The 26,679-nt window shown below is 50.0% G+C and carries 28 protein-coding genes; 22 read left to right on the top strand and 6 right to left on the bottom strand.

The features are described from left to right. Positions 1 to 501 (top strand): hypothetical protein, encoded by a 501-nt coding sequence (locus PsW64_RS02565; RefSeq protein WP_063302596.1) that lies wholly within the window; start codon positions 1 to 3, stop codon positions 499 to 501. 54 nt (positions 502 to 555) lie between these two features. Here PsW64_RS02565 and PsW64_RS02570 read toward each other — a convergent pair whose 3' ends face one another. The 3 genes from PsW64_RS02570 to PsW64_RS02580 form a co-directional block, all read right to left on the bottom strand. Continuing rightward, positions 556 to 1,794: an OmpP1/FadL family transporter gene (locus PsW64_RS02570; RefSeq protein WP_063302597.1), complete on the bottom strand. Its 1,239-nt coding sequence runs from the start codon at positions 1,792 to 1,794 to the stop codon at positions 556 to 558. Positions 1,795 to 2,408: 614 nt separating this feature from the next. Continuing rightward, positions 2,409 to 3,593 (bottom strand): OmpP1/FadL family transporter, encoded by a 1,185-nt coding sequence (locus tag PsW64_RS02575; protein WP_063290011.1) that lies wholly within the window; start codon positions 3,591 to 3,593, stop codon positions 2,409 to 2,411. Between the two features lie 638 nt (positions 3,594 to 4,231). Further along, positions 4,232 to 5,170, bottom strand: coding sequence for a heparan-alpha-glucosaminide N-acetyltransferase (locus PsW64_RS02580; protein ID WP_208980534.1), 939 nt, complete (start codon positions 5,168 to 5,170; stop codon positions 4,232 to 4,234). Between the two features lie 259 nt (positions 5,171 to 5,429). Between PsW64_RS02580 and PsW64_RS02585 the strand changes: the two genes are divergently transcribed. Both PsW64_RS02585 and PsW64_RS02590 read left to right on the top strand, forming a co-directional pair. Beyond that, positions 5,430 to 5,801, top strand: coding sequence for a septal ring lytic transglycosylase RlpA family protein (locus tag PsW64_RS02585; RefSeq protein WP_244277231.1), 372 nt, complete (start codon positions 5,430 to 5,432; stop codon positions 5,799 to 5,801). Between the two features lie 115 nt (positions 5,802 to 5,916). Then, entirely contained in the window at positions 5,917 to 6,894 is a 978-nt protein-coding gene (locus tag PsW64_RS02590; RefSeq protein ID WP_063302600.1) for a DUF1402 family protein, read from the top strand. 46 nt (positions 6,895 to 6,940) lie between these two features. Here the strand turns inward: PsW64_RS02590 and PsW64_RS02595 are convergent, their stop codons facing one another. After that, the gene (locus PsW64_RS02595; protein ID WP_063293966.1) at positions 6,941 to 7,606 is read right to left on the bottom strand and encodes an MBL fold metallo-hydrolase; all 666 of its coding nucleotides are present in this window, start codon (positions 7,604 to 7,606) and stop codon (positions 6,941 to 6,943) included. A gap of 547 nt (positions 7,607 to 8,153) precedes the next feature. Here PsW64_RS02595 and PsW64_RS28315 point away from each other — a divergent pair. From PsW64_RS28315 to PsW64_RS02625, 6 genes are all read left to right on the top strand, one after another. After that, entirely contained in the window at positions 8,154 to 8,804 is a 651-nt protein-coding gene (locus PsW64_RS28315) for a cold-shock protein (RefSeq protein ID WP_057461149.1), read from the top strand. Positions 8,805 to 9,001: 197 nt separating this feature from the next. Then, a complete protein-coding gene (locus tag PsW64_RS02605) occupies positions 9,002 to 9,856 on the top strand; it encodes a 23S rRNA (adenine(2030)-N(6))-methyltransferase RlmJ (RefSeq protein WP_063293967.1) in 855 nt (284 codons plus the stop codon). A 178-nt stretch (positions 9,857 to 10,034) separates the two neighbouring features. Further along, positions 10,035 to 10,559, top strand: a complete 525-nt coding sequence (locus PsW64_RS27845) for a hypothetical protein (protein ID WP_208980535.1) — start codon at positions 10,035 to 10,037, stop codon at positions 10,557 to 10,559. A gap of 89 nt (positions 10,560 to 10,648) precedes the next feature. Then, a complete protein-coding gene (hemG, locus tag PsW64_RS02615) occupies positions 10,649 to 11,176 on the top strand; it encodes a menaquinone-dependent protoporphyrinogen IX dehydrogenase (RefSeq protein WP_063290017.1) in 528 nt (175 codons plus the stop codon). Positions 11,177 to 11,341: 165 nt separating this feature from the next. After that, a complete protein-coding gene (locus PsW64_RS02620) occupies positions 11,342 to 11,959 on the top strand; it encodes a glutathione S-transferase family protein (RefSeq protein ID WP_063302620.1) in 618 nt (205 codons plus the stop codon). A 5-nt stretch (positions 11,960 to 11,964) separates the two neighbouring features. Continuing rightward, complete coding sequence (locus PsW64_RS02625) at positions 11,965 to 12,597, top strand: glutathione S-transferase family protein (protein ID WP_063302601.1); 633 nt, start codon at positions 11,965 to 11,967, stop codon at positions 12,595 to 12,597. A gap of 56 nt (positions 12,598 to 12,653) precedes the next feature. Here the strand turns inward: PsW64_RS02625 and PsW64_RS02630 are convergent, their stop codons facing one another. Continuing rightward, positions 12,654 to 13,319, bottom strand: a complete 666-nt coding sequence (locus PsW64_RS02630; RefSeq protein WP_057461154.1) for an outer membrane protein — start codon at positions 13,317 to 13,319, stop codon at positions 12,654 to 12,656. 394 nt (positions 13,320 to 13,713) lie between these two features. Here PsW64_RS02630 and PsW64_RS02635 point away from each other — a divergent pair, with 394 nt between their 5' ends. The 10 genes from PsW64_RS02635 to PsW64_RS02680 all read left to right on the top strand — a co-directional run bounded on the left by PsW64_RS02635 (position 13,714) and on the right by PsW64_RS02680 (position 22,696). After that, positions 13,714 to 14,700 (top strand): calcium/sodium antiporter, encoded by a 987-nt coding sequence (locus PsW64_RS02635; RefSeq protein WP_063302602.1) that lies wholly within the window; start codon positions 13,714 to 13,716, stop codon positions 14,698 to 14,700. 101 nt (positions 14,701 to 14,801) lie between these two features. Next, the gene (gene uvrC, locus PsW64_RS02640) at positions 14,802 to 16,835 is read left to right on the top strand and encodes an excinuclease ABC subunit UvrC (protein WP_063302603.1); all 2,034 of its coding nucleotides are present in this window, start codon (positions 14,802 to 14,804) and stop codon (positions 16,833 to 16,835) included. Between the two features lie 209 nt (positions 16,836 to 17,044). Beyond that, complete coding sequence (locus PsW64_RS02645; RefSeq protein ID WP_208980536.1) at positions 17,045 to 17,950, top strand: endonuclease/exonuclease/phosphatase family protein; 906 nt, start codon at positions 17,045 to 17,047, stop codon at positions 17,948 to 17,950. A gap of 49 nt (positions 17,951 to 17,999) precedes the next feature. Next, positions 18,000 to 18,689, top strand: a complete 690-nt coding sequence (locus PsW64_RS02650) for an HAD family hydrolase (protein WP_063290023.1) — start codon at positions 18,000 to 18,002, stop codon at positions 18,687 to 18,689. 117 nt (positions 18,690 to 18,806) lie between these two features. Continuing rightward, positions 18,807 to 19,445 (top strand): thymidine kinase, encoded by a 639-nt coding sequence (locus tag PsW64_RS02655; RefSeq protein WP_063302605.1) that lies wholly within the window; start codon positions 18,807 to 18,809, stop codon positions 19,443 to 19,445. A 27-nt stretch (positions 19,446 to 19,472) separates the two neighbouring features. Next, entirely contained in the window at positions 19,473 to 19,754 is a 282-nt protein-coding gene (locus PsW64_RS02660; protein WP_063302606.1) for an HlyU family transcriptional regulator, read from the top strand. Positions 19,755 to 19,871: 117 nt separating this feature from the next. Then, positions 19,872 to 20,444, top strand: coding sequence for a CDP-diacylglycerol--glycerol-3-phosphate 3-phosphatidyltransferase (gene pgsA, locus PsW64_RS02665; protein WP_057463579.1), 573 nt, complete (start codon positions 19,872 to 19,874; stop codon positions 20,442 to 20,444). A 60-nt stretch (positions 20,445 to 20,504) separates the two neighbouring features. After that, a complete protein-coding gene (gene moaD, locus PsW64_RS02670) occupies positions 20,505 to 20,756 on the top strand; it encodes a molybdopterin converting factor subunit 1 (protein WP_057463580.1) in 252 nt (83 codons plus the stop codon). A gap of 42 nt (positions 20,757 to 20,798) precedes the next feature. After that, positions 20,799 to 21,287: a molybdenum cofactor biosynthesis protein MoaE gene (locus PsW64_RS02675; protein WP_063302607.1), complete on the top strand. Its 489-nt coding sequence runs from the start codon at positions 20,799 to 20,801 to the stop codon at positions 21,285 to 21,287. Positions 21,288 to 21,439: 152 nt separating this feature from the next. Beyond that, positions 21,440 to 22,696, top strand: a complete 1,257-nt coding sequence (locus PsW64_RS02680; RefSeq protein WP_063302608.1) for a multidrug effflux MFS transporter — start codon at positions 21,440 to 21,442, stop codon at positions 22,694 to 22,696. 61 nt (positions 22,697 to 22,757) lie between these two features. Here PsW64_RS02680 and PsW64_RS02685 read toward each other — a convergent pair whose 3' ends face one another. Beyond that, a complete protein-coding gene (locus PsW64_RS02685; protein ID WP_063302609.1) occupies positions 22,758 to 23,657 on the bottom strand; it encodes a branched-chain amino acid aminotransferase in 900 nt (299 codons plus the stop codon). Positions 23,658 to 23,976: 319 nt separating this feature from the next. On the opposite strand from PsW64_RS02685, the gene PsW64_RS02690 reads away from it, so the two are divergent. From PsW64_RS02690 to PsW64_RS02700, 3 genes are read left to right on the top strand one after another with little or no spacing between them, the layout of a single operon-like run. After that, on the top strand, positions 23,977 to 24,453 hold the full coding sequence (locus tag PsW64_RS02690) for a MarR family winged helix-turn-helix transcriptional regulator (RefSeq protein ID WP_057463584.1): 477 nt from the start codon (positions 23,977 to 23,979) through the stop codon (positions 24,451 to 24,453). Positions 24,454 to 24,462: 9 nt separating this feature from the next. Continuing rightward, positions 24,463 to 25,164 carry a response regulator gene (locus tag PsW64_RS02695; protein WP_063293978.1) on the top strand — a complete coding sequence of 234 codons (702 nt, stop codon included), beginning with the start codon at positions 24,463 to 24,465 and terminating at the stop codon, positions 25,162 to 25,164. Positions 25,165 to 25,208: 44 nt separating this feature from the next. Further along, entirely contained in the window at positions 25,209 to 26,591 is a 1,383-nt protein-coding gene (locus PsW64_RS02700; protein WP_057463586.1) for an ATP-binding protein, read from the top strand. Positions 26,592 to 26,679: the final 88 nt, after the last annotated feature.

The following is a 26,679-nucleotide window of genomic DNA, read 5'->3' on the forward strand; positions in this document are numbered from 1 at the left end:
ATGCCTTTCCCAGCAATCGTCCTTCAGAACAGACCATTTCGCGAAAAAGCGGCAGTGCTGTGCATTACTGCTGCAGTCCACTTAGGCTCAGCTGGCATGGTAAATGCACGACTGGTCACAGAAGAACTCATGCTGCCCATCGCCCACTTTGGAACAGCAGTGAGTGCCGGTTCGGCTTCCTCAGACATGACCGACCATTGTCAGGAAATTTATGATGAGTTTCGTGGAACGGCAGTGTTCGTCGATTATGAAATCGACACCAGCTCAACCTACGCCTTTGCTGAAATAGCAGTTGCAGGGGAAGTCATCAAAATGACAGCCCACCCGATCAAAGCGCACTACAAATTCTTCAGCAACAAACTACCCGACCATCTCTCAAGCCTCGGGGCTCAAGCCGTGATCTTTCGGATCAACAACAAGTTCAAACAACCATCCGTCGAAATCCGCTTCAGCAACAACAACCGTTACGAATGCCACCTCATCGCCTCAGCCCCAAAATAAAAAAGGGCCAGAGATCACCATCCCCGGCCCCATAATTCTCAAAGACACAAAAGCTTAGAACGCTACACGGATCTTGGAAGAAACCGCGAAGTTCCAGGAGGAGTCGTATTCGTATTCTGTCCGGACGGAAGAATCGCCAGCCAGAGCACTCTTATCGATCTCATAAACGCCTTCACCGGAAGTCTTGTAAATTGCGCGACCGCCAAGCGTAAATTTCACGTTCTTCGCGAAGTCGTAACTGCCCCCGAGGCTAAGGGAATAGGTATCCGAGTAAGGACCGCCAATGCCTTTATCCCAAGTTACGCTACTACCAACGCTCAACTTGTCAGTGAGCTGGTGACCAACACCTGCTTCGACAATCCAACCATCCGAATAACCCAGATCACGAACAACCTTACCAGGAACTGCCGCTAAAGGAAGACCAGCCACAGGAGCGTCAACATCAACTGCAAGTTCGTTCAGAACACTCCAGTCTGTCCACTTCACCCCCAAAGTAGCCAGCCATTTTGGCGCAATACCAGTTTGGATTTTAGCTTCAATAGACTGCGGAAGCCGCGCTTTCGCTCTCGCATCGTAGGAACCCAACTGCTGAATGTTTAGAGCCCCGTCCAACTCAAGGTCAATAGCAGATTCATAAGCAACCAATGCACGCAACGCAATTTCAGGTTTCTCAAATGCTGCACCAATGCGGAAACCATACTCCCGCTCAGATTCCACGTTGATATCAGTATCCAGAATACCCAAGGTAAGTAGAGTAGCATCTGTTTTGGACAACTGTTCATAGTCGACGGTCACAGAACGAACGCCACCAAAGACTCTAACAAAGTTACCTTTGCTAAGCTCGTGTTTGTAGCTCAACATTGCATCTACGCCCAACGCATCTGCATTTGTTTCACCAATAGCAAAACGACCGTTCCAGTCAAAACCTGGCTGCTCGCGAATGAGATAGGGACTATTAATGCGTGCAAACAGATCTAGATTTTCGAGTAAACCGATTTTTACTGCACCTGAAAACACTGCAATGTTTGGCGCGATATCTTTCGCAGACGACTTGTCATCGTCAACTGTAGTTGGACCTAAAATAGGAACAGAAGTCGTCTTTGCATTCTTGAAATCAACGTTACGGTCTGCGTAAGTCGCCTGAGTTTCAAAAACGAACTTGCCATCAGCAAACAGCAAATCGTAGTCAGCGATGCCTTCGGTCGACCAGCCGCCTGCAAATGCAGCAGCAGGAATCATGGATACCGCGCAGCCCAGAACGGTTGTCTGAGCCAATGTCTTGAGAACACGCATGCCCTCTCCCCCTTATGTTTCCCCGTACACAGTGTTTAAAACACTGATTTTAGGTTCATTCAGTTAGGAGCACTTGCTTAAGATACGGAAATTGCAACGCGTTTCACCCCAATGCGACACACATGCTATCCGCACTTAACGAGCATCAACGTGCCTCGCGCCAGTGCAATCCCACCAATTTGCAGAGCAAACTGATATAGTTCTGACTGCATGCATAACGCATCGGGAGAAATAATCACCCCTCCCATAGTATAAATACTACGCCATTTCGCTTGGGTAAGCTTTTCTAGACTTTAATATAACCTAAGGTAAATTAGGATGTTATATTTACTAGTCTCAAACACAGGTCAGTTAATCGTAAAGAGAGACCAAGCATTAGACGATAGTCAAACTTACCTATACGTAAATTACTTAAGAGTTTTGGGATAGGTTTTCCAACAATCCAACATGCTCATTTCTCCACAAAACTGTTGCACAAACAGCACAAATTGAGCTGCATCTTGCACAAATCACGCACAATGAGGGATTCCCCTCAAATCGTGGTACGAACACCCAAAACAAAGAAAGCCGGAGACAATGCCCCCGGCTTCGTATTTGTGTTCTTCGCAAGTACGTCAGAACGACAAACGTACCTTAGTATTCACCGCATAAGCCCATGATGCGTCATAGTCATACTCATTGACTGTACCTGAGGCAGTATTAGTCGCATCTCCTGAGCCAGCTGTCTTGTAAATTGCAGCTGTACCTAATGTGAATTTCACATTCTTACTGGCAGCATAGGAACCACCAAAACCGAAGGTATAGGTATCGGAATAACTGCCCCCAACACCACGGTCCCACTGCAAAGAGCTACCAAGGCTCACTTGTTCAGTTAGTGCGTGACCAATACCAGCCTTAATTGTCCAGCCATCCTTAAAATTCAGGTTTCTATGAACAGTTTCCCCAACCGGCGTACCAACTCCAGCGACTTCACTATCGACTGACAGCACATCAATCACAGACCAATCCACCCACTTAACTCCGGCGCTAACCAACCAACCTGGAGCAATACCGGATTGTACATTGAGTTCAACAGATTGGGGCAATGTCAAAGATGCGGTGCTATCATAGACCTTGTTACCACCTACAATGGTATCTCCACTCAGGTCGGATTTAATCTGAGAATCATAGATTAAACTCGCACGCATAGCATAAGCAGGCACCTCGTAAGCCACACCAACACGCCAACCATAGTCCAGCCCATCTGCCTTCAAATCAACTTCTGCTGTTCCAGCTAAAGGGTGAGCTCCCTTCGAGTAATAGCTTAGATCCTGCGCCTTCACACCTGCAATTGCACGAATGTAACGCCCCTCCCCGACCTGAAACCTGTAAGCGCAGGTTGCGTCAAATGCGAGTGTCCGCGCTTGTGTCTCATAACCAGAAAATCGACCACGCCAATCAGGATCCATTTCCTCTTCAATCGATAGAGGATTATTTATGCGCGCCAGACAGTCAGCATTGTCTGTAATACCGAACTTCAGTGCACCCTGATAATTCCAAATGTTAGGCGTTGCCCGGGATGAAACAGGACCAGTAGTAACTGGCCCAAGACCAGCAACAGCGGCTGCAGTGATGTCATAATCAACATTACGGTCAACATAGGTCACAGAACCTTCAACCACGAAGTCCTCTGGAGCAAAAAGCAACTCTGATGAGCCTATGCCAAGCGTATCCCACGCACCTGCAAAGGTGGCACTTGATCCGGCCAGCACAAAGCAGCCTGCTGCAAGGCCTCGGCCTGCATTCTTCAAAACCCGCATTCTCTTCCCCCATACTCGTGAGCTTCCGGTAATTCCCCAAAACCGGGCTCACTCCTGAAGGGATGCGAAGATATGTCGTGAAAGAAGAGCTCACCTCATGGAGGTGACGCTATGTTTAAAACATTATTTGAGCATAGATTACGACTATACTTCCCCCACAAGCACGAAAATCCCAACATCACTTCATAATAACTGCGTATATTTACCAAGTGATATATTATCCGTACATTTAGCGTGGTCAATACCATCTATCTGTAGTTTTGAGTATTTTTCTTCTCAAGGTAACTTTATGTCAGCTGCATAATTGAGCAAACTATGACTTACACATGGAAACGACATCTCGGGTCAGATTGTAAAAATCTCATTCAATTCCAAAGCTTACGTATAGGTAACAGCGCAAAAGCGCGACCTTTTAGGAAAGGAAGAGCTCATGAATGCCACCTTGAGATTTCAGCGACCAGAAAATGTATATTTTTTCAGAGGAATAGCTGCGCACCAGAATAGTTGATGCCCAACTCTCCGAAATTTCAGAGAGCTCTGCCTGACTGATTCACAAACAGATCGGCTAAGTCAGCTTAACGCGGGCATATCTTCCTTGAAGCAGGGGGATAATATCATATCGCAAAGGGATGCCGAACTTACCGGCGCAGACACACCTGAAAGACCTGCTGCGCGATTTCACGCACATCCGCATCATTCGGTCTTGTCAGCAAGTCCTCCCACATGCCTCGATCTTTTATTTCAGAGGAGGTACACCGACACGCCTGCTCACACTGCCTGGCATCCACGGTCTGACTACAAGCCATCACGCAAGATTGCTGAAAGCTTCTGACCTGAACATCGCCACTGGTACCAATCACCCCAGCAGTCACGCCAGCCCAAACGATCCCGAACAAGACTGGCTGGTGCAGAAGGTAGGTCGCAAGGGAATGTCGACCGAACCACGCAAAACAACGCGAAATAACGCTCGGAAACGCAGAACCGCGCAAAAACCGCAAAAGATTGTAGCGATGCAGGATATCCCCGCACCCGACACCCAAAAGCACTGGCCCAAACCAAGGAATAAGTGGCACATAATCAACGGAAACTTCAGGCAAGGAGTTGAGCCCAAGCCAGAAAAACTGCCGGTATGGCAGCACATAATCCCCGAGCCAATGGTAGAGAAGGATCACCCCTGCCCCACATAGCAACGCAAACACGTAATGAACACGCAAAAACGGCAGTGCAAGAAGGCTCGACACCACGATGGAATGTAAAATTCCAAACCGAACCCATTGATCCTGAAAGATAAAATAAGTCGCAACAGAAACCGCAATTGCAGCAATTGCGACCTTGACCTCCCGGCGCCAGAAACTCTCCCAGCGGATACCGCTTTTATGCGCCAGCACCAGACTGAACCCAACCAGAAACAGAAAACTGCCCGCAATCAATTGCGCAAACAACCGCCAACCCGCAGAGCCGGACACATCCCAGTCAACAACTCCAAACCATGAAAGATCCCAGGAGAAATGGTAGATTGCCATTGTCAGGAGTGCGAGGCCGCGGGCGACATCTGCGAGGATAAGTCTTCCAGTCAATGGGTTTTGCTGCACGTTATTCCCCTATCCGGAACATGTTCGCACGGTTCACACCGCTACAAACGCGATCAATTTTTTCAATCTACATAAACCAACTCACCAACACAGAAAATCTCTCTGGTCCCTAAAACGAGGGAAACCCTGTATAATTAGCGGAGTAAAATAGCCAATAGGCTCCAGAATGTCTTGTAACAACAAAAGCTTGGCGCATCGCAATGGTCGCATTTACGATCTCCTCCTGTTCATCATCGCCATTTTGATTGTGTCTGTCGCCTTCATCCTGCGCCCTCATCAGGTGGAAATTAAAAGAACATCTCAATGCGGAGAAGCCTCCTGGTATGCCCTCACGTCCCAAACGGCGAGCGGGGAAATGATGGATCCGGCCAAGCTCACGGCAGCTCACCTAACGCTGCCAATGGGCACAAGAGTTCTTGTAACCAACATGTCAAACGGCAAATCTCTGACAGTACGGATAAATGATCGCGGCCCATATGCTCAAAACCGCTTGATTGATCTTTCCAAAGCAGCAGCCTCGGAACTGGGCTTTATTCAAAGCGGCGTAACACACGTGCGCATTTCAGTTGCCAATGAGTTTAAGAAATACCTGAATGGGCATAATTGTAAAAAATAGCACCATACTTATAGTAGAAAGCAAAAATCCATATCTGAATAGATTTTTAGGACAATTCATCTAGATATAAAGCAATCAAAACCAACAGCAATTAATAGTGCAGAGTTCGATTGCTATGACATTACACCGAAAAGCAAGTGCATTTATTCTAGCAACAGCCCTAATATTATCTTCACCTGACTTATTGCTAAGTTCAGCACAGGCGAATGTTCCGCTTAAGGTTCCCGCTGGCAATCGCCTTCAAAGCCAGCCAACCATCCCCAGCGCATCCGCAACACGCACCAAAGCCTTTAATCGAACCTATGAAAAAAAGTTCCAGCGCATTCTCAAAGTGCTTAAACGAGAAGGCCGCCTGATCAAGAACATCAAGAAGGTCGCCAGTCTGTACAACATAGACCCGGTCCACATTCTGGGAGCGATCGTCGGAGAGCATACCTACAATTATGATAGCCTCGACAGCGCTCAGGGCTATTACATGAAGGCTCTGCAATACGCGCGAATTCCTATTTCTTTCCAACATGATGGCGAGAAAGTCTGGAGTTTTGTAAAGCGCCCGCAATTCAACACATGCCGCCGCCAGGAAACCAGCAACAGCCGCTGGAGATGTTATGAACTCATTTGGAACACAAGGTTTATGGGCAAAACAATCAGCGCGGTCCGCTACCCGCGAGAACCTTTTCACAGGGCCTTTTTCAGACCAATGTTCGCAGGTCAAAGCTTCGGTCTAGGTCAGATAACGCCGCTCACAGCCCTAAAGATGAATGACATGGTCAGCAGCATCAGCGGCCTGCCAAAACTCAGCTCAAAAGATGCCTCAGGCCTTTATAAAACGGTGATGGACCCAAACAAATCAATCCACTACACCGCAGCAGTGCTAAGAGATGCCATCAACGCCTACAAGAAGGTCGCTAACGTCGATATCTCTGAAAATCCAGGCATCACGTCGACCCTGTATAATCTCGGAAACCCTTGGGAACGCGCCATTTCCTATAGGAACAAGCGCAGAATAACACCAGCACATTTGCCGCGAGAAAATTACTACGGCTGGCTCATCAACGAGCGCATCGACGAACTCCAGGCAATCCTTCGATAAGAAAGGGGAGCTCAAACTCCCCTTCACGCACTCAGATAGCCATCGGCTATTTCAGATATGGATTGTTCAGCCTTTCGTGGCCGAGCGAAGAAGCTGGCCCATGCCCCGGCAGGAACGTAATGTCATCGCCTAGCGGCAAAAGCTTTTCTTTGATTGAGGCGATAAGCGTATCGTGATCACCACCCGGAAGATCAGTTCGCCCAATCGACCCTGCAAACAACACATCACCCGAAATCGCCAGTTTCAGATCCTTGTTGTAAAACACAACGTGCCCCGGCGCATGGCCTGGGCAGTGTAGAACCTGAAATTCAGCACCCGCAGCCGTGACCACATCACCCTCAACAAGCCATTGATCTGGCTCTACTTTTCTGACCGCGTCCAAACCAAATTGCTTGGCCTGATCTTCAACACGATCAATCAGTGGGCGATCATCTTCATGAGGGCCAATCACTTTAACATCCAGCGTCTCTGCCAGTTCAGCAGCACCGCCGATATGGTCGATATGCCCATGAGTGATGAGGATATGCTCTACAGTCACATCCAGCTCTTTAAGCGCAGCAAGAATGTGATCCACATCCCCACCCGGATCAACAACAACAGCTTTGCGCGTATTCTTGTTCCACACGATGCTACAGTTCTGCTGGAAGGCAGTGACCGGAACAACAGTTATCTGAATTCCCGTCAGATCTGCTTTATTGCTGGCATCACTCATAAGTGCTTCATCTCCAAATTCCGAATTCTTCGCACCATACAGTAATCAGATATGCCGGGCTACTCTCAGCCTCTTTTGAAACCAGCTAATATTACGGCTTTCAAATACAACCTCAAAACCAAGTCCAAACGAATACCATTTAAAATTGCAGTCACAGTCAAACATGCAAATATCATTTGTCTTCGCAAAAATATTCGATCTTTTAGATGTAAACAATAGGGTTTTATCCTCCCATTTCTGGATACACCCCCAATTTCATAGGGTTTTACCTCCGCCTTCCCTAGGAAAAGCTTGCCCTATTACCAAACTGAACCCTATTATATGCCGCGCATACGTAAAGACTGCCTATGTTGAACTGGCCACTATTATTACCCGGCCAAGCAATTAGGAAGTGTTTGCGATGCAAGGCAGGTAGGAGCTCTTAACCAAAGCCCCACTAAGACATTTGATTATTACTTTGTGTGTTTTCGGACGGGCAATTGGCTTTGAGAAAGCGAGTACATGCGGATACTGGCAGGTTTAAATCCGCAGGAAAGGCGATATTGTAATGCATAATGGGAATTCGGGTCGTCGTCCACGCAGCAAGCGAGGCGGCAAGCGCGAATTTGGGGATTCGCAGAATTTCGGCCCGGAGTTTGGGGCACCAGCATATTTTCCAGGAGATTCCGAGCGCGGCGCCTACGCGCCTCCTGTGGTGGAAAATGAACGCAGAGGTCCCTACGGTAACCGCAGTCCGGGAGGATACGGCGGAGACCGGAACAACGACTATCGCGCGAGCGGGCATGGCGACAATGACCGTGGCGGCGGGTACGGCAACCGTGGTGGAGGCGCCGGAGGCGGTGGCTTCCGGGACGGACCAAACGGTGGTGGAGGCGGAAGACGCAGCTACCCACCAGTTGAACGGGGACCTCGCCAGTCTGGCACTGTCAAGTTCTTCAAGCTGGATAAGGGCTTCGGCTTCATCACACCAGATGATGGCGAAAGCGATGTATTCGTCCATATCTCAGCTGTTGAGCGCTCCGGTCTGACGACGCTTGATAGCGGGCAGCGGATTTCCTTTGAGACTGAACCTGATCGCCGGGGCAAAGGTCCAAAGGCAGTTGAACTGCGACTGGAAGACGGGACTGCAGCTTCATCTGAACCAGCTGAAGCTCAGCCAGAGATGCGCGACGACTTTGACAGCATGGGCCAGGACTAACCATTCTGGACTTGCACTGTTGATTTACTAAAGGCAGCACTTTGCTGCCTTTAGTTTTGCGCTCACGAGAATGCTTTGCGCCTTGTGTCCCTGCCCACCATCAGACTATAAGGCCGACAACAAACCTATTAACAAGAGCGCCTCTAGAGAACTCCACCCTGGCAGCAGCGCGCGATAAAGGCCAACAGGCGCCCACCATGAACTATCGGCACATTTACCACGCAGGCAACATTGGCGATGTACTCAAACATATCGTCCTCGCCAACATCTTGAAGTACCTCCAGAAAAAAGATGGAGCCTACAGAGTACTGGACACGCATGCCGGAGTTGGCCTGTATGATCTGACCTCTGAAGAGGCCCAGAAAACCGGAGAGTGGCAGCAAGGCGTCGGCAAAGTGCTGGAAAATCTTGGCGATGCGCCAGGTCCTGTGAAGGAAGTTCTCGCTCCCTGGCTGGAGACCGTCGAGACTCTCAACCCGGGTGGCGGCGTAAAATTTTACCCTGGCTCCCCTGAAATTGCCTGTATGCTCGCCAGAAAACAGGATCGTCTAACGCTCACAGAACTTCATCCAGAAGATTTTGAAGAGCTGAAGAACAATTACGGCGGGGACAAAAAGGTCAAGGTGATTGCACTGGATGCCTGGCTCGCATTGGGTAGCTTCCTCCCCCCAAAAGAAAGACGCGGTGTCGTCCTGATCGATCCGGCCTTCGAAGTGGAAGATGAATTCGCACGCGTTGCAGATGGTGTTATCCGCGGTTGGAAGAGATGGCCAACCGGAACATTTGCCATTTGGTATCCAGTCAAAAACTTCAGTGCAGTTCGACAACTCATTGCTACACTTGACGAAGCTGGCGTCCGCAACACGATGAAGATCGAATTGTCGGCAGGTAAAGTCAGTAAGGACGCACCAATGAAGGCCAGCGGGATGATGGTCATCAATCCTCCTTGGACACTCACAAAAGACATGAACACCGCTCTGCCATGGCTCTGCAAAACTCTGACGCAAGGCATCAACCCGTCATGGAACGTGGAACAGGTTATTCCTGAGTAACCCCTCAGAACCTTTGATTGACCCAAAACAGCAAATCACTGATTGCTAGAAGCGCAGGGCCAAAGCTCATGCGCTTTTAGTATCTCGTCGCGCCTCACAAAGAGGCTGGTGCATAAACGCTTCCTGCAAGCAGCTGTCCGCTGCTTCAGACCAGCCAGCCTTTCCGTGGAGAGTGTTAATGCGCGCGAGATCAATCCTAACCCTATTGACTGCAACTGTACTGAGTGTTGCCACCGGAACAACGTTTGCTGCTGATCTGGTTCCTCCGGGGAGTTATGACACAACCATCCCGCAGATAGACGAAGAAGATTTCATCGATCCAAATGAGAAAGTCTATTTCGGTTGGTCCGGCGACTATCTGCCAGCCTGTGACTCAGGCAAGGCGCAAAGAGCCGTCGCACGGCAAATCGCACGTGCTGTTCCAAGTTATTATGACGGATTAGAGATCAAGCTGATCGAAGAAATTCGCGAGTCAGATTTCACAATCAGGCGCCCAAGTCCAGTGGGTCGCCGCTATTGTAATGGCGTCGCAACGCTGACCGACGACACCCGCCACCGCATCTATTATGCACTGGTGCAGTATGATGGCTTCCTTGGCCTTTCATGGGGTGTCAGAGCTTGCCTTGATGGCCTCGATAAATTCAGGGTCTATGACGGTGAATGCCGGACAGTTCGACCAGAGCAGGAAATCATCCCTCGCTAACACAGCACCTTGCTACATCATGCCTCGTAGGACTGATCGCACTTGAGACTTATATTATATCTCAGCACAGTCCTACGGGTTCACAATTGATGAAATACTATCTCGCCTACGCCAGTCATGATGGCCAGACTAAAAAAATAATTGGCAAGATCTCAGAGTTTCTTGAAAAGAATGGAGAAAAGATCGTCTTTCTCCCTCTTATAACAGGGATGGAACAGCTCCCACCTGATCTGAAGAACAATCGAATTCTCATTGGATCCCCTATCCGCTATGGCTTCCACTTACGCCCGGTTCGCCAGTTTATCAGCCGCAATTTAGCCGAGTTAAATCAGGCACATACAGCTTTCTTTTCAGTCAACCTTACGGCCAGAAAGCCGGAGAAGAGCACCCCTCAAACCAACGCATACCTCAGGAAATACTTAGAGAAATCGAAGTTTGAGCCAAAGAAGGCCGCCGTCTTCGCAGGTGCTCTCAACTACCCTGACTACAAGCCGTGGGATCGAGTGATGATCCAGCTCATCATGAAGATGACCAATGGCCCGACAGATCCCAAACTCACTGTCGAATTTACCGATTGGAATGCTGTCGAGCATTTTGCGAAGGAACTCACCCAGTAGCCGCAAGCTCTGACACAATCAAATCGAAGTCCCTTGCATTATTGGAAGAAACACGGATATCGTGCAGACCACTCAATTCTCCTAGAGCGTATCACCGAATGCACCTCCGGGTTTCGGATAAGGATGCGCGCTGCAACAAGATCTAGTGTTTTACAGGTGGCTGCCATGCAAACTCTCCGTTCCTCCAGCGCTTCTCCATTTGGTCGCAAAATCAAGCTCGCACTGTACGTGCTAGGCTTCGCAGACAAAGTGAATGTTGAAGTTGCACAGACACTCGATCCCAGTGACACTCTCCACCAGCAAAACCCACTCGGCAAAATCCCGTGTCTTGTCCTTGAAGACGGCAACGTACTCTACGACAACCGCGTCATCACTGAATATCTGGACTATACAGCTGGCGGCGAAAAGCTGCTTCCAGCAGGTGCTGAACGATTTGAAATTCTGACCAAACAAGCTCTTGCAGATGGTATCTGTGATGCAGCAATCCAGATCGTTTATGAAAGCCGTATGCGTCCGGAAGAAAAGAAACATCAGGACTGGGTGGATTACCAGCAGGCCAAGGTTGATCGCGCACTGACAGCCTTCGAAAACAACCCTCTGCCAAAGGTCCAGCATAATTCTCCGGATGCAGCTCAGATCGCACTCGCATGTGCTCTTGGATATCTTGATCTTCGTTTCGCAGGTGAATGGCGTAAATCCTATCCAACACTCGTTGCATGGCTGGATGACTTCGCTTCTAGCGTACCTTCATTCGACAAAACCAAAGCTGAGCCGGGAGTTTAGGCAGAATGGTCATACTCCGCACGTCGCCAACCTCCCCTTATGGACGAAAAGCGCGTATCGCTGCTGCCGTTCTGGGACTTCAGGAACAGGTGAAAGTCGATTGGGCTGACACAAGAGCATCCGAAGGCTCTTTGTACGAGCAAAACCCGCTTGCAAAAGTCCCAACACTTCTGCTGGAAAACGGCGATATCGTCTACGACAGCCGCGTCGCATTGGAGCTGCTCGACACTCTGGCTGGTGGAGGAAAGATCATTCCGACAGACGACACCCGCATCTCAGTCCAGACAAAACAAGCAATGGCAGATGGCATCACTGACGCCGCCATTCAAGCTCAGATTGAAACAAGGAACCACCCGGAAGAACACTGGAATCGGACCTGGATCGACCGTCAGCAAGGAAAAGTTGATCGCACATTGAAAGCCTTCAATGACCATCCTTTGCCAACTCCAACGGAAACCAACGGCATTCCGGACTGTGCCCAGATCGCACTTGCTTGCTCATTAGGTTATCTCGATTTACGCGCAAATGGGGATTGGCGGCAGAACAACCCGAAACTGGTTCACTGGCATGATGCTTTTGTTGCTCAGGTTCCCGCCTACAACGAAACGCAGGCACCAGAAATGCTTGAGAGAAGCTAAAAACGAAAAAGGCGCATGCCAGAAGCATGCGCCTTTAAAGCAGAAAATCAGTTCAATTAGAACTTCATGGAAACGCCTGCACGTACCAGATTTTCATCAATCTTAGTTTTCTCGGTGTTGCCACCGAAGTCAAACTTCTGATCGCCGAAATCCTGATACAGGTATTCAAGGCGAGCAGTCAGAGTGTCGGTTACTGCGTGTTCAACACCAGCACCTACAACGTAACCAATAGCGGTTTTCTCATCTTTGCCAGAAGCGGATTTTGCAGTCAGGTCTTTGAATGCAGCACCACCTGTACCGTATACAAGCGTACGGTCGAGAGCGTAACCTGCACGAGCGCGAACGGTTGCATTCCAGTCAGACTGCAGCTCTACGCCTGCGCTTTTCTCTTCAAGGTCGTTGTACTGAATGTCAGCTTCAGCACCCAGGACAACACTTGGAGCAACCATGAAGTTGTAACCGGCATGAACGCCCGCAGTTACACCATTCTGGTCGTCATCCAATGCACCGGATGCACCGCTTTTGCCATCAGCGCCGAGGAATCCCCAACCAGCGTTGGCACCAATGTAAGCACCGGACCAGTCATACGCAGAAAAGGTCGCTGGTGTTTCATAAGAAATTTCTGGCTGACTTGGCTGTACTGGCTGAGGGAGGTCAGCAGCAAGGGAAGTGCCGGCCATCAGACCGAAAGCAATAGCGGTACAAGACGCAATACGCAGCATGTATCATTCTCCAACAAATTATAAACGGAGCGCATGAAACGCATCCGCTGGGGGAAGGCGATCAAATGAGACCGCCCCGGGATGGAGAAAGGTATGATTTGACTTTGTGGCTGGATCTGACACGAATTCTGGTTAATTCAAGGCAAACTACAGAAAGAATATGGCACCTTTGACAACCTATTGTTTACGCTAGGTAATGCATACTATTTGAGTGGCCTTTTTACTATACACAAGCTGTGATCAATTCTACCGACTGAAATTTTTGCAGAGATCTAGTGTCAAAAGTGATCTGAGACACTTCAAGAACGCGCCAAACCTGTCTATATACCCGGTCAGACTCCTGTATGCCCCCTTTGGTGTAGCAAATAACCTTACATAATTGGAATTTCAGCCTATGCTTTTCTCATATGCTGCCCTCCTCGGAGGTCTCGCACTATTGATTTTTGCCGGTGACCTGCTTGTACGCGGCGCGGTGTCAATTGCTCAGGCTCTGGGAATTCCAACTCTCATCATCGGTTTGACCATCGTCGCCTTTGGTACCTCAGCACCAGAACTCTTTATCTCTCTGAAAGCTGCGCTCGACGGTGTCAGCGGCGTTGCAATCGGTAACGTTGTCGGCTCCAACATCGCAAACGTGCTGCTGGTTCTTGGCGTACCTGCCCTGATCGCAACAACACCATGCGATGAGAATGGAGCTCACAGAAACGCTCTGTTCATGCTGGTGGTCTCCGTCATCTTCGCAGCACTCTGCTTCATGGGCACGCTAACCCATTATGCAGGTATCGGCCTTCTTGTTTTGCTCGCAATCTTTCTGGGAGATTCAGTACGCGCAACCAAGAAGCATAAGAAAGAGAACGGCTCCTGTTGTGTAGCAGCTTCTGATGGAGATGAAGAAGACGATCTTGACGTCGATTCCGTTCCAGAGAACAAAGCAATTGCTGCACTCTTCCTCGTTCTCGGCCTGATCGGCCTGCCACTTGGGGCACAACTGACTATCTCTGGCGCAACTGATGTAGCATCATCGTGGGGCGTGTCCGATGCCGTCATCGGCCTGACTGTCGTTGCACTTGGCACATCACTGCCAGAGCTTGCAACAACTGTTATGGCAGCCATCCGTCAGCACTCTGCAGTCGCGCTCGGCAATGTCATTGGCTCCAATGTCTTTAATCTGCTGGCGATCATGGGCATCACGGTTACAATCATTCCAATCCCGATCCCAGAACAGATCCTCGTCTTCGACATCTGGGTCATGCTAGCCTGTGCCGTACTGCTGTATATCTTTGCCGCCAAGCGTCTGTGCCTCGGCAAAGCATGGGGCATATTCCTTAGCATTGCCTATGTCGCTTACATCTACGGCGTATTTGCTCTGGATTTCATCTAGGACACACAACTAAAACACTTCTGAGAGACCGCACCTGCCGTTGAATCGGATAAGATGCGTTTCCATATTTTATTTCAGCATACACCGAGAGTAATTGGATCATGGCTAAAGACACATCTGACATGCCTGCTCAAGCAGAAGACAATGTCGATGTGCCCCAAAGCAATCCAGACATCCAGTTTGAAAGCAATGCAGCGCCCCGCAAACCTGGCGTAAAGGGTGTTGAAGTCATTGCAGACTTCGTAAAACGCTTGCCCCTTGGCCCCGGCGTCTACCGCATGTTTGATGAGGACGGCGAAGTCCTCTATGTGGGCAAAGCCCGCTCACTGAAGAAGCGCGTCACAAGTTACACTCGGCTTCAGGGCCAATCCAACCGCATCATGCGGATGATCATGGCAACTGCTGCGATGGAGTTCGTTGAAACCCGCACAGAACCAGAAGCCTTGCTGCTGGAAGCAAACCTCATCAAGCGTTTACGCCCTCGCTTCAATGTTCTCCTGCGTGACGACAAGTCCTTTCCATACATCCTGATCAGTGCCGACCATGAAGCCCCTGCCCTGATCAAACACCGCGGTGCTCGGGCCCGCAAAGGCGATTACTTCGGACCATTTGCATCCGCTGGCGCTGTCAATGACACCATCAACGCCATGCAAAAGGCGTTTCTCATCCGCAACTGCTCCGACAGCTACTATTCCAATCGCTCACGCCCTTGCCTGCTTTACCAAATCAAGCGTTGTGCAGCCCCCTGCACCGGCGAGGTTTCCATTGAGGACTACAAAGGACTTGTCGCTGAAGCAAAATCCTTCCTCTCAGGCAAAAGCCAGCTCATCAAGCAAGACCTGGCAGTCGCTATGGAGAAAGCCTCAGAGAACCTCGATTTCGAGCAGGCAGCTGTCTATCGCGACCGCATTTCTGCATTGTCACATGTCCAGAGCCATCAAGGCATCAATCCGCAGAGCATTGAAGAAGCAGACGTTTTCGCCACCTATCAGGAAGGCGGCCAGACATGCGTACAAGTCTTCTTCTTTCGCACAGGACAAAACTGGGGCAACCGCGCATACTTTCCTAAAGCGGATAAAAGCTACGAACCCTCAGAAATTCTGGAGAGCTTCCTCTCCCAGTTCTACGAGGATAAACCACCACCACGTATGGTCTTGCTCTCACATGAACTGGAAGAGCAAGAACTACTGGCAGAAGCCCTCTCTGCAAGGGCCAATCGCAAGGTCGAAGTCGCAATACCAAAGCGCGGCGAAAAACGCGAATTGGTGGAGCATGCGCTCACGAATGCCAAGGGCGCTCTTGGCCGTAGGCTTGCTGAGACATCCAGCCAGCTGAAGCTTTTGAAAGGCGTCGCCGAAGCCTTCGATCTGGACCGTACGCCACGTCGCATCGATGTTTTCGATAACTCCCACATCTCAGGCACCCATGCTGTTGGCGGAATGATTGTTGCGGGCTCAGATGGTTTTGCAAAAGGCCAGTACAGAAAGTTCAACATCAAGTCGGAAGACCTGATCCCGGGCGACGACTACGGCATGATGCGAGAAGTGCTCTCACGCCGTTTCGCCCGCCTGATGAAGGAGAACCCGGAAGGTTACGAGCAAGCTGCCCGTTTCACCGCACAATCAAAAACTGAGCCAAAAGCCGGTGAAGAAGAGCAGGAAGTCGCGCCATCCAATACTGACATCCCTGCGTGGCCTGATTTGGTGCTGATCGATGGCGGTAAAGGCCAGCTCAGCGCCGTCCGCGAAACACTCGAAGAGATGGGCATCACGGACATCCCATTGGTCGGCATCGCAAAAGGTCCTGACCGCGATGCAGGACGCGAGAAGTTCTTCGTCACAGGCAAACAAAGTTTTATGTTACCTGAACGTGATCCGGTCCTGTACTTTGTGCAACGCATGCGAGATGAGGCACACCGCTTCGCGATCGGCTCCCACAGAGCCCGCCGCAAGAAGGCAATCGTCGCAAATCCACTGGATGAAATTGCAGGTATTGGTCCGACAAGAAAGCGCGTTCTGCTTCGTCACTTCGGCACTGCAAAAGCAGTTTCAAAAGCTGGCATCGAAGACTTGCGAGCTGTTTCAGGAATCTCCGAAAGCATTGCAAAACTGATCTACAACCACTTCCACGAATAATCACGGGATAACGCATTGTTTTCACAAATAGAAAACGACTATACGCTATTCTCATCAAAACTTAACAACCAAAGGTGAGAGCAGTGCGTTCAGACAGGGTATTATCAAAGAAAAAACCAAATACCCCGATCTTGCTTCATCTGGTGCGCGTAGGAACACTTGCGGTCACCTTCTTGCTCCTCGCCTCTTTATTCGCTCCTGGAAACCTGTTGAGCGAAGCGGTAGCTTTCTTCATCCCTCAGCTTATCGCAGTGGGTTTTGTCGGTCTCCTACTCTGGCTCGTACTGGCCAGAAAGCTGCACTGGCTCCATTTACTCTGTCTCTTAGGATTGATCATCTCCAGCTTCTGGATGGTCACCAGCATCCGTCTCGTCACTCAACCTGTCGCAATTCTGGATACCCCCCCCAAGAGCAAGTCGTTCAACGTCATGAGCCTCAATCTCCTGCATATGCAGTTCGAGAAGGAGGCCTTGCAAGAGCTGATTGAAAAACGTCAACCAGACCTGATCGTGTTTCAGGAAACCGCAAGCGCAACTCCCCGCCTGAAAACGTTCCTTACAGAGAATTATCAATACGCTATCCTGCCACCAGCAAAGCGCGACACTGATCTCACAGTCTTCAGCAAATTTCCGCTAAAGAACTCAAAACGGGTTCATATACCTGGCCTCGGGCAAAACGGGTACATCCCGCGCGAGTTCCTGAGCGCAGATGTCAACATCAACGGCACCCTGATCCAGCTCTATGCAATCCACCCGGCAAGTCCACGCAGTCAACGTCGCCTGGACGGACGGACGACCTACATGAATTACGTGTCAAATTACATCCGAGAACAGCGGACAGATTCACCCATTATGGTTTTAGGGGACTGGAACACCCCTGTCTGGTCAGTTACCTTTCAGAAACTGCTTTCAGATTTGAAGCTGAAAACAACGTTCACCAGCCTCATTCCGCAGACAACTCGATATTTTATCAATCCATTTCTTGGAAAAGTGTTGGGATCAAAAGTCGATCACATTACCTCTTCTGAAGAAATTGTAATCAAAGACCTCATAATTGACGAAGATGTCGGCTCAGACCATTTTCCAATCTTCGCGACACTTCACATATTACCCTAAAGTAAGCATATAATAACTTTATAGGGATCGGTCCGGAGGGAAATTTGGAATGCCACGAGAATTGCTTATATCCTTCGATGCAGACCAAACCCTCTTTGATTTTCAGCGAATTCTGGACGAAGCCCTCATCACCACCGCAAGTTTTTTAAGCCATTACTCCGACAAACCCATCACTCCCAAACGCCTCAAAAAAATACATAAATCCCTCGTTGAAGACGCAGACCCCAACAACATTCGCTATCTGGAAATTCGAAGAGCTTCATTTGAACAAGCACTTAATCCACTGAGTAATGCTAAGGATTTGTCTGAGCAAGCGCTGGAGATCTTCAAAAAAGTCCGCTTCGGAGCCCCTTACTTTTACCCTCATGTCAAAGAAACGCTCGCAACGCTGAAGCGAAACTACAAGACAGCGCTCATCACCAACGGCAACTCATGCCCCAAAAGCGCAGGTATCGCCCACCTCTTCGATTTCGTGGTGATGGCGGAAGAGTACCCCTACAAAAAACCGGATCCCCGTCTCTTTGATGCCATGCTTTCAATGGCTGGTATGAGCCCCGACAAACTCATCCATGTCGGCGACTCTTTGGAGCACGACATCGCAGGCGCAAACAATATCGGTGCCACTTCTGTCTGGTTTAACCCTCTGCAGCATGCCAATCGATCCCCTGTTCTGCCGGATCATTCCATAGCCTGCATGCGTGAATTACCAAGTTTGGTCGCTGGATACGCCTCACGCTAAAAGTTTGCCGTGGAACCTTGTGAGTAACCTCCCAGGGTTCTGGCCTCTCTCACGAATCCATGTATGAAGACCTAATCAGATTGAACGCGATGAGGCGCGCCGCGCCGCGAAGGGCCAATGGCAAAACTATATTTCAATTTCTCCGCAATGAATGCTGGTAAATCCACTCTGCTGCTGCAGGCCTCCTATAACTATCAGGAGCGCGGTATGCGCAGTTTGCTGTTCACAGCAGCCCTCGACAATCGCACCAAGGTCGGAGAAATTTCATCGCGTATAGGTTTGAAATCAGACGCCCTCATCTACGACACAAAGCTTGATCTGTTCGCTTGTATTGAGGAACAACTCAAAGAGCACCAGTTCAACGCGGTCTTCATCGATGAAGCACAATTCCTGACAGAAGAACAGGTCTGGCAGCTGGCCCATGTTGCGGACCATCTTCGTATTCCTGTGATGGCTTACGGTTTGAGAACCGATTTTCAGGGCAAGATGTTTCCAGGCAGTGCCGCACTCCTCGCCATTGCAGATATCCTCCGCGAAGTGAGAACCATCTGCTGGTGCGGATCCAAAGCAACAATGGTGGCCCGCGTGGACGAAAGCGGAAACATTGTCGAAGAAGGCGATCAGGTTGTCATCGGCGGTGAGGAATCCTACATTTCACTTTGCAGAAAACACTGGTCCATGCGCAAACTTGGAGAACCTACCGGTGAAAACAAGGATGCACTCGCCGACATGATGTGCGAACCTGTAGACCAATAAAACTACGTTTAGTCTGGGAGAATAAACATGGGCTTTTTCTCAAATCTGTTTGGCGGCAACAAAGATGAAAAATCAACGCCAACTGCAAAGGCAGAAGAATTTGAAGGCTACCTGATTTACTCTGAACCTTCTCGCCGTGGTGGACAGTGGCAAACTGCGGGTCGCATCACCAAGCAATTTGGGGAAGAGACCAAAGAGCATACCTTTATCCGCGCTGACACACATGGCTCTGAGGATGAAGCAAAAGAGTTCTCTTCGCGCAAGGCAAAGCAGATCATTAAGGAAATGGGTGACGGGATGTTTACATAATCCCGTATACTCCCCCGAAGTCCCGCACAAATAAGCGTACTACAATTGACAGGACGCACTTGGATGTGCACACCCTGCGTATGAGCGCTTGTTAGCCGCGTAAACTTGAAGGTTCATATGTCCCGTAAGCTTATATTTTCGCTTCCAAATATTCTTACTTACGGCCGTATTGCTGCTGTGCCAGCTCTGGCTGTGTGTTTCTATTTCCCAACCCACACCGCCCGTTGGATTGCATTAAGTATCTTCTTCATAGCTGCAATCACAGATTTCTTTGACGGCTACCTCGCCAGAATTTGGCAGCAACAGTCCGCTCTTGGTCGCATGCTGGACCCAATTGCTGACAAACTTCTTGTTTCTGTTTGCCTCCTTATATTGGCATGGGATCAGACAATCGGAAACTGGTCCATCTTTGCTGCCATCATCATTCTTTGCCGGGAAATCCTTGTTTCCGGCTTGCGTGAGTTCCTTGCTGAGCTTCGTGTTTCAGTCCCTGTTACCAAACTGGCTAAATGGAAAACCACTGTCCAGCTCGTTGCCTTAGGCTTTTTGCTCGCAGGTGATGCTGGCGATGTTGTTTTCCCCTACACCACATCAACTGGTATAGTGCTACTTTGGGTCGCAGCGATTTTGACCCTATATACGGGGTATGACTACTTCCGCGCCGGAATTGGCCATCTGATTGAAGACTAATTCCTGTAAAAGACAAGGCTTCCACGAAAAGGAAGCCATACAATACCGGGGCTCAATCTCATGAAAATTCGTTACTTCGCTTGGCTGCGTGAGCGCACTGGAACCTCTGAGGAAACCATTGAGCTTCCAGAAACTGTTAAAACTGCAGGCGAATTGATGAGTTGGCTCGCAGCTCGTGATGAAGGTTATGCATTTGCCTTCGAACAGCCAGAAACCATTCGCATCGCAGTCAATCAGGAACACGTGGAAGAAGATCACGTTTTGTCTGGAACTGAAGAAGTTGCGTTCTTCCCGCCGATGACAGGCGGTTGAGGAACACCTTCCCTCCAGCATATCTCAGAGTCTGCGAGTACCATGTCAAACAGCACCACCACAGAATTTACAGTCCGCGTTCAAGCTGAAGATTTTGACGTTTTAGCAGAAACCGAAATCCTCGCCAAAGGCCGTAAGGATGTCGGAGCTATCGTTACCTTCACTGGCCTATGCCGGGATGAAGGCGGTATGCTTGAGGCGCTAGAACTGGAACATTATCCAGGCATGGCCGAAGCTCAGATCTCAAAGTTTGCGCAGCAAGCCGTTGAACGTTGGCCTCTGACAGGCCTCACGATCATTCATCGTTTTGGCAAAATTCCTCCAGGCGACAACATTGTATTGGTCATAGCAACCAGCTCACATCGTCGCGCAGCCTTCGAAGCCTCTGACTTTCTAATGGACTTCCTGAAAACGCAGGCGCCATTCTGGAAGAAAGAGCATCTCAAAGAGGCTTCTGATGGAACTTGGGTCGAGGCTAAAGCAATTGATGATGCCGATGCAGCGCGCTGGGATAAGCCGAAAACCAAATAGCGCCCGCATTCCATAAACATGCAGCACGCAATAATGAACTGGCACTTGCCTTGACATAGCCATGTTTGCCAGTTCAAATAGAAGTTAATTTGAGTTTATTAGGTCGCAATCGCGACCTCTTACCTTTTTTGCATCCAACAAACAGGTCTCTGATGTCTGCAGTTTCTGATCTGCAGCATGAGCGAGCACCTCATCCTGGGCTTTCCTTATGGGAAATTGTCAGCCTTGTTGCAGCGCTTATGGCACTGAATGCGGTTGCGACATCAATGATGCTCCCGGCTCTTCCGGCTATGAGCGCTGCATTGTCTGTCGCCGACAATGATCGCCAATTGGTGATCACAGCCTACATGCTTGGTCTCGCTTTTGCTTCTCTCTTTTTCGGTCCGCTTTCGGATACGATTGGTCGTCGAACCACGTTGCTGATCGGCCTCAGTCTGTACATCATTGGCGGAGTGTATTCGACATTCGCTGTAAGCTATGAGCACATGCTCGCAGCTCGAGCCCTCCAGGGTATCGGAGCTGCAGCGCCGCGCGTCGCATCCATTTCAATGATCCGGGACTGGTACAGCGGTCGGCGAATGGGCAAGGTGATGTCCCTGGTCATGGTGGCTTTCCAGATTGCCCCCGTGATTGCTCCATTTCTCGGACAGATCGTCCTGTGGGTCGCTCCATGGCAAGGCGTGTTCGCTGCCCTGACTCTGTTTGGAGTGCTCTTATTTGTCTGGTGTTCGATGCGCCTTCCTGAGAGCCTCGATCCTGTGAACCAACGCCCACTGGAATTACGTTCTGTCCTCAGTGCATATCGGTTAGCCCTCACCACTCGTGTGACTGTTGGCTACATGATGGCCATGACATTCATCTTTGCCTGCCTGTTCGCATTCATCAATTCTGCACAGCAAGTCTTCATGGAACGCTTTGCGCTCGCTGACCTGTTCCCAATCGTGTTTGCAGCAATCTCAATCGCGATGGCCCTTTCCTCCTACCTGAACTCTCAAATGGTGGAGAAGTATGGCCTCAGAAAAATGTCGCATATGGCATTGCTTGGCTTTACCGCAACTTCTGTTTTGACAGCAGCAATTGCCTACAGTGGTAATCTGACCATCGTGACATTCATAGCAATTCAGTCACTGGCAATGTTCTTCTTCGGCTTCATCGGCCCGAACTTCAACACCATGGCAATGGAACCATTGGGGCGCGTTGCAGGCGCTGGCTCGGCAATGATAGGCTTCATCACCACATTGATCGGAGCCCTGCTTGGTGCTGGCATTGGCAAGCTGTACAATGGGACCGAACTGCCCCTCGTCTATGGTGTCGCCTTGTTCTCGATCCTTGGCTTGATCTGCGTGCTGATCACAGAAAACGGCAAACTCTTCAAACCGCAGCACGAACAACAGCTCGCAACCGAATAAAACGAGAAAGCCCGCCACTCAGTCAGAGCAGCGGGCTTTGAATTTTCATGCAACGAAGAGATCAGCTTGCAACAAGCAACTCTTCTTTCGCAGGCTGTACAGCATCCATGTAATCCTCGATCATCAGCTTCGTAATATCGCCCGGAACAAAACTGTGCGGCCCGATTTCAGAAACCGGTGTCACTTCAGCAGCAGATCCAGTCAGGAAGCACTGTTCAAAGCCTTCCATCTCTTCAGGCATGATACGACGCTCAATCACTTCGATACCACGAGCGCGTGCCAGATCAATCACAGTGCGACGCGTAATGCCATCAAGGAAGCAATCTGCAATCGGCGTATGAATTGCCCCATCTTTGATGAAGAAAACATTCGCGCCAGTCGCTTCAGCAACACGGCCCTGCCAGTCCAGCATCAAAGCATCGGAATAACCTTTTGCTTCTGCAGCGTGCTTGGAGATTGTGCAGATCATGTACAATCCAGCTGCCTTCGACTTGAACGGTGCAGTCTTTGGATCAGGGCGACGATATTCTGCCAGATCCAGACGAATACCCTTCAAACGCTCTTCTGGAGAGAAGTAGCTTGGCCACTCCCAGGCAGCAATCGCCAGATGGATGGTGTTGGACTGAGCTGAAATGCCCATCATCTCACTGCCACGCCAGGCAACCGGACGCAGGTAAGCGTCTGTCAGGTTGTTCTCGGCTAGCATCTGTTTACACGCACCGTTAATCTGCTCTTCGCTCCACGGAATAGTGAAGCCCAGAACCTCTGCAGAAGCATGTAAGCGTTTGGTGTGTTCTTCCAGCTTGAAGATCTCGCCACCATAGGCGCGTTGACCTTCGAACACACTGCTTCCGTAGTGCAATCCGTGCGTGAGCACGTGCACCTTGGCCTCTGACCACGGAACTATTTTTCCATCCAACCAGATTGAGCCTTCTAGTTGATCAAAGGGTATACCCGCCATTTCTCTTCTCCATATGGCGAACAATTCACGGTGCAGGCAAGGCAAGGACTTGCCAGTCAAGGTGTGTTCTAGCTAAATCAATGAGTTTATAAAGGATAGGTATACAGAGCAGCCGTATTACAACTACAGATGATCAATACCTACCCACGACGTAAAACCGATGAAGAAATTAATTTTTCAACTATTGCGCACATGCGACGTGTTGAGTTCTTTCCTTTCTTCAGCGATGAGTATCTTGTAACTATCATTCTGAAATAAGTCAACATGACTGACGTATTTTTTATGAGATTAAAAAATAGGCAGTTATCCGGGACAGGAAATGAATAAAAAAGACAGCGATTCACCACGGTTTGACCTTATTGAACTGTTTTTCTTCGCTTATCGCGATTTTACGGGTGATCCGGATGTGCTTCTCGATGAGCTGGGTTTTGGTCGTGCCCATCACCGTGTTCTTCATTTTGTGCACAGAAACCCCGGAATCAGAGTCTCTGACCTGCTCGACATTTTAAAAATCACGAAGCAAAGTTTAGGACGTGTTTTGAAACAGTTGGTGGATGATGACTTCATTTGTCAGGAACCAGGAGCGTTGGACCGCCGTCAGCGCCTGCTATATACCACTGAAAAAGGTACAGAATTTTGTGCCCGACTATCCAAACTCCAGTCCCAACGTATTAATAAGGCGATCTCCATGATGCCAGATGGCAGTGATGAGATTGTCCGCCAGTTTTTATATCTTATGATTGATGAGAATGATCGCAGCGAAGTTGCCCGTCTCATCACCAAGCAAACAGATTGAGGAATTACCGTGGCCCGCTCTGCTCTTCTGGAAGATGATGCACCTCACATTCTCCTGATTGATGATGACAGCCGTATCCGCGACCTGCTCCAAAGGTTTCTCGGAGAAAGCGGCTTTCGGGTAACCGTCGCAAGAGACGCAGTAGAAGCCCGCCGCAGATTATCAGGCCTGGAGTTCGACCTACTCATTCTGGACGTCATGATGCCAGGCGAAAGCGGAATTGAGCTCGCAAAAGACCTGCGCCGTTCCAAAGCTGTCCCCATCCTCATGCTCACAGCCCGCTCCGATATTGAAGATCGGATTGAAGGACTGGAAGCTGGCGTCGACGATTATGTTTCAAAGCCGTTTGAACCACGCGAATTACTCCTCAGAATTTCCGCCATTCTCCGCAGAGGTGGCCCAAAGCCAAAAATGAAACTCGAAGTGTTGGCGTTCGGCCCGTTTCAATACAATGCAGAACGCGGTGAACTAAAACGCAATGACGAACATGTCCGTCTGACTGATCGCGAAAAACAAATCCTCAACACCTTCGCAGAAAAGCCTGGTCAAACTGTAGCACGAACTGATCTGGTGGGAGCAGATGCTGCACTTGGCGAGCGCACAATCGACGTTCAGGTGAACCGCTTGAGAAGAAAGATTGAGGAAGACCCCGGCAATCCCCTGTACCTGCAGACCGTGCGTGGGATAGGTTATCGGCTTATTACCAACTAGCTGCCATTATAGCAGCCAGCGCACAGGCGAGCAGCGAGAGGACAATGGGCTTATCAGACCGGTTCACACTTCCACAATGGATCAGAACGCTTTTAAAGCCCTACTTCGCGGTGACCAGCTGGCTGCATTATCGGCTTCCGAAGGGCCTTTATGTCCGTGCTCTGCTGATCATCGTCATCCCCTTCCTGATCCTGCAATCAGTCCTCGCTTTCGTTTTCATGGAGCGCCACTACGATCTGGTAACACGCCGCCTGTCTGAGGCGGTGGTGCGGGAAATCGCAGCTGTCGTCGATATGACCGAGACCTATGCTCATGACGATAACTACGCCACACTTAAAAGGATTAGTGCAGGTGCATTAGGTCTGTCCGTGTCAGTCCTTCCCAAAGAGCCACTTCCAGCAGCAAAGCCTAAACCACTCTTCGATTTGGTCGACCGATACATGACCCGCGAGATCGCGGCTCGTATTGGAAAACCATTCTGGATTGATACAGTGGGCGCAGCCCGGTTCGTCGAAATCCGCATTCAGCTGGAAGACAAAACCCTTCGCATCATCGCTCGTCGCAGCCAGACATATGCGTCGAACTCCCATATCTTCATCGTCTGGATGGTCGCCACCTCGCTGGTTCTGATCATTATCGCGGTCTTATTCCTCAGAAACCAAATCCGGCCAATCGAGCAACTGGCAGATGCTGCTGAAGAATTCGGCAAAGGCCGGCAAGTCTCCAACTTCCGCCCACATGGCGCTCGTGAAGTCCGCCGTGCCGCTCTTGCCTTCGTGGACATGCGCCGCAGAATTGAACGCCATGTTGATCAGCGCACGACCATGCTTGCAGGCGTCAGCCATGACCTGCGAACCATCCTCACGCGGTTCCGTCTTGAGCTTGCTCTTCTTCCTCAGTCCCCTGAGGCGGATGCTCTGCGTAAAGACGTTGACGAAATGAACCGCATGCTGGAGGACTATCTTTCCTTCTCCAAAGGCTATGGTGACGAGCCGCCTGCTCCGGTTGATATCTCGCTCATGCTGGAGGATCTGGAGGTCGAAGCAGAGGTTGTTGGCGCTGACGTTGCATCTTCCTTCGACGGAGATCCACTTGTCATCGTCAAAGGCCGGGCCTTCCGGCGCTGTCTACTGAACGTGATCTCCAATGCCGCGCGCTATGGCAAGACGCTGCGCATCAAGGGCAATCGAACACCCGACTGGCTGATTATCACAGTTGATGATGACGGTCCGGGTATCCCTCGTGAAGAGCGGGAGAACGTCTTCCGTCCCTTCCACAGGCTGGATACGGCTCGCAATCAAGACAGCGGTGGCTCAGGTCTCGGCCTGGCGATTGCAAGGGATATTGTGAGAAGTCATGGGGGGGAAATCTTCTTGCGCCAGTCTCCACTGGGCGGCCTGCGCGTTCGCATTCGCATTCCGATCTAGCTCACAGTGTGCACAAACACCAATAGCACCACATGACCTCTCATGCAGTGTTGAACCAGAATTCCCGGAAGTCGGGATGAGCAAGGCG

This window comes from Pseudovibrio sp. W64, assembly GCF_001623145.1.
GTDB lineage: Bacteria > Pseudomonadota > Alphaproteobacteria > Rhizobiales > Stappiaceae > Pseudovibrio.